The organism is Methanobrevibacter sp. (assembly GCF_045116495.1).
Classification (GTDB): domain Archaea; phylum Methanobacteriota; class Methanobacteria; order Methanobacteriales; family Methanobacteriaceae; genus Methanocatella.
In genome coordinates, this window is sequence record NZ_JBGULU010000088.1 from 1 (window position 1) to 11,410 (window position 11,410).

The following is an 11,410-nucleotide window of genomic DNA, read 5'->3' on the forward strand; positions in this document are numbered from 1 at the left end:
TAGCTCAGTCTGGCAGAGCGCTTGGCTTTTAACCAAGCGGCCGCGGGTTCAATTCCCGTCAGGCCTGTTTCTAATTTTATATTTTAAATTTTCTATCTGGAGGAAATAATTTGCGAATAGATATTCAACAACATAATCTTGTACCTGAACATAAACTTCTTATGTCAGATTCAGAAATTGAAGAAGAATTTAAAAATGTTGATTATGAGATAAATCGTCTTCCTAAAATTTTAATAAATGATCCGATGATTTTCAATATCATTTTAAAATTTGAAATTACTGATTTAGATTCTGTAAAACATTTTTTAAAATTAACTAAATTATTATCTCGAGAAAAAGAAAAAACTAATAAAGAAAAAGAAAGTATTAGTAAATTAATTGCTGAAGAAGAAAATAGATTAAAAGTAATGCAGCTATTTACCGATACCTATAAATTTTTATTAGATTTTGAATTAGAAGATGAAGAATCTGCTGAACTGTTTTTAAAACTCAACAATTTAATTTCTAGAGACCTGATTAAAGTCTTGTTTTTAGATAATAAAAAACCAAAACTTGATGAAATTGTTGTATTAAGAGATGGATTCGGCGATTTAGATAAAAGTTTGGCTGAAAAAGTTAAAGAAGCTAATGGTTTAGTTTCTGATGATTTCAAAGATTTGGAGTTACATGTTGATAATATTATAAAAATTACACGTGTCAGTGAAACTGCAGGTGAATTTGTGACTTATAGAATCGTTGAAGATTATTAAAGTTTGATATGACTTTAGAATTGGTGAAATTTAATATAGTATAATTTCTGTATTTTTTCTTTTTTAGAAATTCATTATAATAAATTTGAACTTAGTTTGAGAGGAATTATCTTAAATTGGAGATAGTTATGAGTAAATTAAGAATAATGATTAAATGAATTAGTTAGGTTTATCCTAGTGTTTGTTATTTTTATTTATTTATTATTTTTATTGCGTTACGTAATGCTGGAGGATGTCCATGACAGAGAATAACTGGAAATTAGTTGATGCATTTTTTGATAAGTATGATTTAGTTGATCACCATATTAAATCATACAATGATTTTGTAAATAATAGGATTCAAAATATCATTGATATTACTGAACCTATTACTTTAGATGACGGAAAATACACTTTAAAAACTGGTAAAGTACGTATTGAAAAACCATCTAATAAAGAAGCAGATGGATCTAGCAGCGAAATTGATCCAACTGAAGCAAGGCTTAGGAACTTAAATTATTCTGCAGACATGTACCTTGAAATGGCATTGAATGAAGAAGGAGAAGATAATCCTTTGGAAGAAGTATATATTGGTGAGTTACCAGTAATGCTCAAATCTGACATTTGCCATCTTAACGGTCTTACTCCTGAAGAATTAATTGAAAAACATGAAGACCCTCAGGATTTGGGAGGATACTTTATTGTAAACGGTTCCGAAAGGGCTGTTGTTACTATGGAAGAGATTGCTCCAAACAAAATTATCCTTGAACGTTTGGGCACTGTTGAAGACAGACATGCTAAAGCTGTTGTTACTTCAATCAAAAGTGGTTTCAGAGCAAGAATTACATTGGAATACAAAAAACCACGTAAAAATGGTGTATTTTTAAGAATTTCATTCCCTTATCTTCCTGGAGAAATTCCATTAGTTATATTGTTAAGGGCACTTGGTTTAGCTACAGATCAAGAAATTATTGAAGCGATTTCCGATGACAATAATTTCCAAATGATGATAGCGGACGATATTCAAGTTTCTCTTGACGCATTGAAATTAGACCAGAGTGAAATGGATGGAATGACTCTTGAAGAAAGAAGAAGATACTTGCAAATTGCGGCCATTAAATACATTGGAAATAGAGTGGCCAAAAACATGCCTAAAGATTATCGTTTAAAACGTGCTGTTGATGTAGTTAACCGTTACTTGTTACCTCACATGGGTACTGAACAAGAGAAAGCTCGTGATAAAGCTATTTACTTAGCTGAAATGACTGAAATGTTACTTGAAGTCATTGAACAAAAAAGAAAACCTCACGATAAGGACCACTACACAAACAAAAGACTCAGAGTTTCTGGTGATTTAATGGAAGATTTATTCAGAGTTGCTTTTACTAACTTGACCAGAGATATGAGTTACCAGCTTGAAAGAAGTCTTTCCCGTGGAAAAGAACTTTCAATTAAGCAGGCTGTCCGTAGTGATGTTTTAACTGAAAATATTAAACATGCTATTGCTACCGGTAATTGGGTAGGTGGAAGAGCTGGTGTAAGTCAGCTGTTGGATAGAACCAGTTACATGGGTACCCTTTCTCATTTAAGACGTGTTGTATCCCCGTTAACAAGAAGTCAACCTCACTTTGAAGCAAGAGATTTGCACCCAACCCAGTTTGGTAAAATATGTCCTAACGAAACTCCGGAAGGACCTAACTGTGGTTTGGTTAAAAACTTGGCTTTGATGTGTAATATTTCAGAAGGTTCCGACCAGCAGGAAATTAAAGATGTTATTGAAAGTATGGGTGTTGAACTGATTTAGAGGGGGTGAAAGATTGGTTAATGAAAATTTAAAAAGAGCAATGTTATATTTCGGATTTAAAAAGACTGCTTCTCTTAAAAAATCTAAAGAAATTCAAAAATTTTTACATAATGAATTGGCAAATGTTGAAAACAACGAAGAGATTTTCAGCAAGTTCAATAAGCATTTTTCCGAAATTAAAGAATATTTCCAAGAAAACGGATTTGAACAAGATGATGAAATCGACATATCTGATTTAATAAAAGATATTCCTGAAGGCACTGTTGAAAAGTTAGTTCATGATGTCCCAGGTATCGATTTAGAAAAATTCGGCATATCCATGGATACAGGTATTGAACAATCAACTGATGTTAAAAAGGAATCTGAAGATGGTGAAAAAACAGTTGAAGATGCACCTGAAGATGATATTAATGGAGAAGAATATTCATATATCTACACTCCTCCTAAATATGAACGTAAACAGGACAATACCGGCGCTACTAAAATTTACATTAATGGTGAACTTTTAGGATACTGCAATAATCCTACTGAATTTACTCATGACATGAGAGAAAAAAGAAGAAATGGTGAAGTCTCTCATGAAATGAACATCACTTATTATGAAGACAACAATGAAATTTACATATTCGATGATCCTGGTAGAGCTAGAAGACCATTAATCATTGTTAAAGAAGGAGTTCCTCTTTTAAGAGAAGAACACTTAAATAAAGTTGCTAACGGAAAATTAAAATGGGATGACTTAATAAACAATGGTCTCATTGAGTATTTGGATGCTGAAGAAGAGGAAAACTCATACATTGCAATGACTTTGGCTGATTTAAATGAAGAACATACTCATTTGGAAATCGACCCTGCAACTATGCTTGGTATATGTGCAGGTATTATTCCATTTTCCGACCACAACTCCTCTCCAAGGAACACCATGGAAGCAGGTATGACAAAACAGGCTTTAGGTTTATATGTTTCTAACTACGCATTACGTACCGATACTAGAGCTCACTTATTGCATCATCCTCAAACTCCAATCGTAAAAACACGTATTATTGATTCAACTAATTATGATTTAAGACCATCCGGTCAAAACTTTGTTGTTGCATTGATGTCCTATGAAGGATATAACATGGAAGACGCAATGGTTATTAACAAAGGTTCTCTTGAAAGAGGTTTAGCCAGATCTTCTTTCTTCAGAGCATATGATACTTCAGAAAAAAGATATGCCGGGGGTCAAGTGGACAAATTTGAAGTTCCTGATAAAAACATTAAAGGATACAGATCTGAAGAGGCTTACAGAAACCTGGATGAAGACGGTGTTGTAAACCCTGAATCCGAAGTAGGTTCCGGTGATGTATTAATCGGTAAAACTTCACCTCCAAGATTCCTTGAAGAAGATTTCGGTACTGTTGCAGATAGAAGAAGAGAAACTTCTGTAACTGTAAGGCACGGTGAAAAAGGTATTGTTGATGCAGTGCTTTTATCCGAAACAGTTGAAGGTTCAAGATTAGCTAAAATCAGAGTAAGAGATACCAGACAACCTGAATTTGGTGATAAATTCGCATCAAGACACGGTCAGAAAGGGGTTGTTGGTTTAATATTATCTCCTGAAGATGTTCCGTTTACAGAATTTGGTGTTGTGCCTGATTTGATAGTTAACCCTCACGCGATTCCATCTAGGATGTCTATCGGTCAGGTATTGGAAATGGTTGCAGGTAAAGCAGGTTGTCTTGAAGGAGAACGTGTAGACGCAACTCCATTTAACCAAACTCTCGAAGATGAAATCAAAGATCAGTTAATCAGTCATGGATTTGAATCTGCAGGATGTGAATCCTTATACAGCGGTGTAACCGGTGAAAGAATCGATGCTGAAATCTTCGTTGGAGTGGCATATTATCAAAAATTACACCATATGACTACAGATAAAGTTTACGCTCGTTCCAGAGGTCCTGTACAAGTACTTACACGTCAACCTACAGAAGGTAGGGCACGTGAAGGTGGTTTAAGATTTGGAGAAATGGAAAGAGATTGTCTTATTGCACACGGTGCAGCATTAACATTAAAAGAAAGACTTTTAGATGAATCAGACAAATATGAAGCTATTGTCTGTGAAAACTGTGGTATGTTAGCTGTATACGATAGAAACAGAAATAAGAAATACTGTCCAATCTGTGGAGATGTAGAAACTTATCCTGTAGAGATTTCATACGCATTTAAATTATTATTAGACGAACTTAAGAGTTTATGTATTTTCCCTAAATTAGTTTTAGGAGACAAAGCATAATTAGATTTATTAAAGGAGCCAACACATGACACATTATATTAAAAAAATTGAACAAATTAACTTTGGTTTAATGTCTCCTGAGGATATTCGTAAAATGTCAGTCGTCACTGTCGAATATCCGGATACTTATGGGGATGATGGTTTTCCTATTGAAAAAGGTTTAATGGACCCTCGTTTAGGTATTATTGATCCTAGTTTAGTATGTAGAACTTGTGGTTTCAAAGGTGGGGATTGTCAAGGTCACTTTGGTAGTATTGAACTTGCAAGACCTGTTATTCATGTAGGTTTTGGTGATGTAATCCACAAAATCTTACGTTCTACATGTAATGAATGTGGACGTATTCTTTTGGAAGATGAACAAATAGAATACTTTGAATCTAAGATTCGTGAAGCCGTAAACAACAAGGAAAGCATTAACGCTATCTTAAAAGAAGTTTACAAAGCTGCTAAAATCGAATTAAAAAGCTTGCCTGAAGATGAGGATGAAGAAATTGATCCTAAATATTGCTGCCCACACTGTGGCGCACCTCAGGAAGCCATAAGTTTAGATAAACCTGTCACTATTCGTCAAGGCGATTATAAATTAACTCCTTCCGAAGTAAGGGAAAGACTTGAAAGAATCACTGATGAGGACGCTTTCATTTTAGGAGTAAACTCTGAAGTTGCAAGACCTGAATGGTTAGTTTTAACAGTACTTCCGGTTCCTCCTGTAACTGTAAGACCTTCCATTACTTTGGATACCGGTGAGAGATCAGAGGATGATTTAACTCACAAATTGGTTGATATCTTAAGAATCAATCAACGTTTGCTTGAAAATATGGAAGCAGGAGCTCCACAATTAATCGTTGAAGATTTATGGGAGCTATTACAATATCACGTTACTACTTATTTCGATAACGAAGCATCAGGTGTTCCACCTGCAAGGCACAGGTCTGGAAGACCACTCAAAACCTTAACTCAAAGGTTAAAAGGTAAAGAAGGACGTTTCCGTTCCAACCTTTCTGGTAAACGTGTAAACTTCTCTGCACGTACTGTAATTTCACCTGACCCTAACATCAGTATCAACGAGGTCGGTGTACCTGAAATGATTGCAAAAGAAGTTACCGTGCCGGTATATGTAAACGAATGGAACATTGATGAAATCAGAACCTACATCGAAAACGGTCCTGATGTTCACCCTGGTGCAAACTATGTAATCTCAAATGAAGGCAGAACCAAAAGAAGGGTCACTGATGAAACTAAGGAATTCATTTTAGAACAATTGGAACCTGGTTTCATTGTCGAAAGACACCTTAAAGATGGGGACATGGTTTTATTCAACAGGCAACCTTCCCTTCACAGAATGAGTATGATGGCTCACGAAGTAAGAGTATTGCCTTACAAAACTTTCAGACTTAACTTATGTGTATGTCCTCCATACAACGCAGACTTTGATGGGGACGAAATGAACATGCACGTTTTCCAGACTGATGAATCCCGTGCAGAAGCAAAATCATTAATGCGTGTTCAGGAACACATCTTATCTCCAAGGTTCGGTGGACCGATTATCGGTGCTATTCACGACCACATTTCCGGAGCATACCTCCTTACAAGGGACGGTGTGGAATTCACTGAAGAGGAAGCTTTACAAATCATACGTAAATCTCACTTGGCTATTCCACCATTCAAATCCAATCAATGGGTTTTAAAATATGATCCGGAATTTGATGAAGAATCTTTCATCTACAAAGAAAAAGGAGATAAATGGACTGGAAAAGAGTTATTCTCATTATTATTACCTAATGACTTGAACTTATCCTACAGTGCTGAGATTTCCAAATGTCCTGTAGTATATCCTGCTGAAGATGCTACTGTTGTCATTAAGAACGGTATCCTTGAACAGGGTGTAATCGATGAATCAGCATACGGTTCATTTTCAGGAAAAATCTTGGATAAAATCGTTAAGGAATATGGTCCTGGAAGAGCTAAAGAATTCTTGGACAGATCCACTGACCTTGCAATCTGTGGAATCATGAAGACTGGAATTACCACATCTTTAAACGATGAAGAAATTCCTCAAGAAGCTCAAGACCGTATTAACGAGCACTTGGATAAAAAGATGGAAGAAGTAGACATGCTTGTTCAATCTTATGAAGAAGGATATCTCCAAGCTTTACCTGGTAGAAGTCTTGAAGAGACTTTAGAGATGAAAATCATGCAAGTTCTCGGGGAAGCTAGGGACATGTCCGGTAGTATTGCAGAAAATTACCTTACTATGGGTAAACAATCTCCAGAAGATCCATATGACCATGTGATGGCTGTAGAAAACCACTCTGTAGTAATGGCGCGTACTGGTGCTAGGGCATCCATGTTGAACCTTACTCAGATTACTGCTTGTGTAGGACAACAAGCGGTTAGGGGTGGACGTATCGAAAGAGGATACCTAAACAGAACATTACCTCACTTCAAGAAAGGTGAGTTAGGGGCAAAAGCGAAAGGATTTGTACACTCAAGTTACAAATCAGGACTTGACCCAATTGAGTTCTTCTTCCACGCAATGGGCGGAAGAGAAGGTCTTGTAGATACAGCGATTCGTACAGCACAATCAGGTTACATGCAAAGAAGACTCGTAAATGCTCTACAGGATTTACAAGTAAAACCATCTGGACTTGTTACCGATAACCAAGGAAATGTTATCCAAACCATGTTTGGTGAAGATGGTGTGGACCCTGCAAAATCCGACTTCGGTAAACCTGCAGATTTAGATAAACTTATCGATGAGATCAGGATTAAAAGTGATGCTAAGTAGGTGTAACTATGGAAGATGTTATAAATAAAGTAAAAGAAGATATTGCTCGACTTAATGAAGAAGAAAACCTTGATATAGCTTTTCCAGATCGTTATATCGAAGATTTAGCTGAACATTATATCAGCAGAGACCTGAATGATGATGAATTAGAAGAACTTATCCGTAAGCTCAAGGCTGCCTATGACCGAGCTCACGTTGAAGCTGGCGAGGCTGTTGGAACTGTAGCTGCACAATCTGTTGGTGAACCGGGTACTCAGATGACCATGCGTACTTTTCACTATGCAGGGGTAACTGAGTTGAACGTAACATTAGGTCTTCCAAGACTTATTGAGATTGTTGACGCTAGAAAAGACATTGCTACTCCAACCATGGACATTTACTTTACAGAAGATAAACGTAATGATGAAGAGTTTGTCAGAACTGTTGCTAACCAGATTGGTAAAAGCACAATAAACGATATTCTTTCTGATTTCAACTTAAACTATGGTACCATGGTAGTGGAAGCAGTTTTGGATAATAGAAAAATTGAAGAGAAAAGGCTTGACAGAGATGAAATCGATGCCATTATTGGAAAGACTTTCAAGAAGGCTACAATAAATAATGATAACATTACCATTCCTTCTCAAAAATCTGACAAAGGCGATTCTAAATTTGAAATTCGTGAACTTCGTCTTTTGGCCGATAAGGTTCGTGATTTACAGATTAGTGGTATAAAAGGTATAGGTAAAGTTATTATTCGTAAAGATGATAGGGAATGGATTATACATACTGAAGGATCCAACCTTAAGGAAATTCTTGCCATGGACGGTATTGACCAGGTAAGAACTACCACCAACAACATTCACGAAATCGGTGAAGTATTGGGTATTGAAGCAGCTCGTCAATCCATTATTAATGAAGCTCAAAACACTCTTTCAGAACAAGGTCTTAGTGTTGATGTAAGACATATCATGTTAGTTGCTGATATCATGACTTCAGAGGGAGTTGTAAAATCTATTGGAAGACATGGTATTAGTGGTGAAAAATCAAGCGTATTAGCTCGTGCAGCTTTTGAAGAAACTGGTAAACATTTACTTAACGCAAGTATTCGTGGTGAAGTAGATGATTTAACAGGTATCATCGAAAATATTATTATTGGACAACCAATACCTCTTGGTACCGGTTCAGTCGGTGTCAAAATGGATTATAAAAAAGAATAGGAGGCTAGATGATGGACGTAGATAGAGGAATCAGAGTAGCTGTAGATACTGGTGATGTAATCTTAGGCTCTGAAAAATCAATTCAATCTTTAAAATTAGGAAAAGGACAACTTGTCGTTGTTGCTAGTAACGCTCCTAAAGAAATTATTGAAGATGTTGAATATTATGCAAATCTTTCCGAAATTCCATCCTTCGTATATGATGGAACCAGTGTAGATTTGGGTTCTGTTTGTGGTAAACCATTTACTGTTGCTACATTAATCGTTAACGATCCAGGAGATTCTACAATATTAGACGATTTGAGGTAGATTTAAGTGTCTATTAAATTTAGTGCAAATGAAATTAGATACATAGCTCTTTTCGAAAATATGACTGGAGCAATGGTTAAAGATTGCATTATCGATGATGAACATGGAAAAGTTACTTTTGTTGTTAAAAATGGTGACATGGGACTTGCTATAGGTAAAAAAGGAAGTTCAGTTTCTAAAGTTCAAAGAGCAGTAGATAAAGGTGTTGAAATCATTGAATTAGATGATGATCCAATTCAATTTATAAAAAATGTTTTATCACCTGCAAAATTGCAGACTGTTAAAATCAGTCAAAAGCAATCCGGTAAAAAAATAGCTACTGTAACAGCAGACAATACCAACAAACGTATTGCTATCGGTAAAAATGGAATCAATATTGAAAGAGCTAAATTATTAGCAAATAGACAACATAATATTGACAATATTATTTTAAAATAGCTTTTTAGCTATTTTATAAATTTTATTTTTTTATTAAAAACTTTTTTTTATTTAATTTTATGCCAAAAAATGAATACCTTTATAAAGGTTGAAATATATAACTTATCATAAGATATCTGTACTTTTTTATGACTTGACTATGTGTGCTTTTTGTCAATGTCTTTAATTTTATTTCATGATATCTTCTTTTAGATAATTAGTTATCTAATTATTATTATTACTGATTAATATCTTTGAATTTAGATTGTACTATAGTTTATAGTATAAATCGCAGCGGTGGATTCTTAGATATATTTTTAACAAAAAGATTAGAGGAATAAATTATGCCAGGACTTTTTGCTGCAAAAAAACTTAAAAAGAATAGACAAAATTTTAAGTGGAAAGATGTAGATTACAAAAGAAGAGCTTTAAGATTAGATGTTAAAGCGGATCCTCTCGAAGGAGCTCCTCAAGCAAGAGGTATTGTAATCGAGAAAGTAGGGATAGAAGCAAAACAACCTAACTCTGCTATTCGTAAATGTGTACGTGTTCAATTGATTAAAAACGGTAAACAATTAACTGCTTTCGCACCAGGTGACGGAGCTATTGGATTTATCGATGAACACGATGAAGTAATGATTGAAGGAATCGGAGGACCATCCGGAAGATCCATGGGAGATATTCCTGGGGTCCGTTGGAAAGTTTCCAAAGTAAATAATGTAGCTTTATCAGAAATGGTAAGTGGAAAAATAGAAAAACCTGTAAGATAAGGTGGTTATGTTTATGAGTAAATTATTTGATAAATGGGATCTCGATGAAGTAAAAGTTGAGGACTTAGGTTTAGTAAAATATATCTGCTTGGATGAAACTTTAGTTCCACATACTTCTGGTAGACATGTAAAAAGACAATTCGCAAAATCCAAAGTATCAATTGTTGAAAGATTAATGAACAAAATCATGAGAACCCATCTCAACTCCGGTAAGAAAAACAAAGCTTACAACATTGTCAGAGAAGCTTTAGAAATTATCAACAAAAGAACTAAAAAGAACCCTGTTCAAGTTTTAGTTACTGCAGTTGAAAACACTGCACCTCGTGAAGAAACTACCCGTATTAAATACGGGGGTATTGGATACCAAGTTGCTGTAGATATTTCTCCACAAAGAAGGGTTGACCTTTCATTAGGATTTTTAACTAGAGGTACTTTACAATCTTCATTCAAAAACAGAAAATCTGTCGCTGAATGTTTAGCTGATGAATTAATTCTTGCTTCTGAAGAAGATTCAAGAAGCTTTGCTTTAAGAAAAGCTGAAGAGAAAGAAAGAGTTGCTAAAGCAGCACACTAATCATGTAACGTTTATATTATAGGTGGTTATTTTGAGTAGAAGAGACAAAATGATTGCAAAAATCAAGGAATTGATGTATGAACCTGAACAAATCAGAAACATTGGTATCTGTGCTCACATCGATCACGGTAAAACCACTTTATCTGATAACCTTTTAGCAGGTGCGGGAATGATTTCCGAAGAACTTGCTGGGGACCAAAGATTCTTGGATTTCGACGAACAGGAACAAGCACGTGGTATTACTATTGATGCAGCTAACGTATCTATGGTACACGACTACAAAGACAGCGAATATTTAATCAACTTAATCGATACCCCTGGTCACGTTGACTTCGGTGGGGACGTAACTCGTGCTATGAGAGCTGTAGACGGCGCAGTAGTTGTTGTTTGTGCTGTTGAAGGTATCATGCCTCAAACTGAAACTGTATTCAGACAAGCATTAAAAGAAAATGTAAAACCAGTTTTATTCATTAACAAAGTTGACAGATTAATCAACGAGTTAAAATTAGAACCTGAAGAGTTACAAAACAGATTCATTAAAATTTTC

10 protein-coding genes are annotated in these 11,410 nt (G+C 35.2%); all 10 read left to right on the forward strand.

Going from position 1 to position 11,410, the window contains the following annotated elements:
- Positions 1-110: 110 nt before the first annotated feature.
- Complete coding sequence (locus ACJMLH_RS04485; protein ID WP_405275120.1) at positions 111-749, forward strand: DNA-directed RNA polymerase subunit RpoH/Rpb5 C-terminal domain-containing protein; 639 nt, start codon at positions 111-113, stop codon at positions 747-749.
- A 238-nt stretch (positions 750-987) separates the two neighbouring features.
- Positions 988-2,532, forward strand: coding sequence for a DNA-directed RNA polymerase subunit B'' (locus ACJMLH_RS04490; protein ID WP_405275122.1), 1,545 nt, complete (start codon positions 988-990; stop codon positions 2,530-2,532).
- A gap of 13 nt (positions 2,533-2,545) precedes the next feature.
- Entirely contained in the window at positions 2,546-4,807 is a 2,262-nt protein-coding gene (gene rpoB / locus ACJMLH_RS04495; protein ID WP_405275124.1) for a DNA-directed RNA polymerase subunit B, read from the forward strand.
- A gap of 25 nt (positions 4,808-4,832) precedes the next feature.
- Positions 4,833-7,595: a DNA-directed RNA polymerase subunit A' gene (locus tag ACJMLH_RS04500; RefSeq protein ID WP_405275126.1), complete on the forward strand. Its 2,763-nt coding sequence runs from the start codon at positions 4,833-4,835 to the stop codon at positions 7,593-7,595.
- Between the two features lie 8 nt (positions 7,596-7,603).
- Entirely contained in the window at positions 7,604-8,794 is a 1,191-nt protein-coding gene (rpoA2, locus tag ACJMLH_RS04505; RefSeq protein WP_405275128.1) for a DNA-directed RNA polymerase subunit A'', read from the forward strand.
- Positions 8,795-8,802: 8 nt separating this feature from the next.
- Positions 8,803-9,102 (forward strand): 50S ribosomal protein L30e, encoded by a 300-nt coding sequence (locus tag ACJMLH_RS04510; protein WP_405275130.1) that lies wholly within the window; start codon positions 8,803-8,805, stop codon positions 9,100-9,102.
- A gap of 6 nt (positions 9,103-9,108) precedes the next feature.
- Positions 9,109-9,540: a NusA-like transcription termination signal-binding factor gene (locus ACJMLH_RS04515; protein WP_405275132.1), complete on the forward strand. Its 432-nt coding sequence runs from the start codon at positions 9,109-9,111 to the stop codon at positions 9,538-9,540.
- Positions 9,541-9,863: 323 nt separating this feature from the next.
- Complete coding sequence (locus ACJMLH_RS04520) at positions 9,864-10,289, forward strand: 30S ribosomal protein S12 (RefSeq protein ID WP_067044341.1); 426 nt, start codon at positions 9,864-9,866, stop codon at positions 10,287-10,289.
- 13 nt (positions 10,290-10,302) lie between these two features.
- Positions 10,303-10,863 carry a 30S ribosomal protein S7 gene (locus tag ACJMLH_RS04525; protein WP_067044337.1) on the forward strand — a complete coding sequence of 187 codons (561 nt, stop codon included), beginning with the start codon at positions 10,303-10,305 and terminating at the stop codon, positions 10,861-10,863.
- Between the two features lie 31 nt (positions 10,864-10,894).
- Positions 10,895-11,410, forward strand: a 516-nt coding sequence (locus tag ACJMLH_RS04530; RefSeq protein WP_405275135.1) for a GTP-binding protein, incomplete at its 3' end; no start/stop codon positions are given.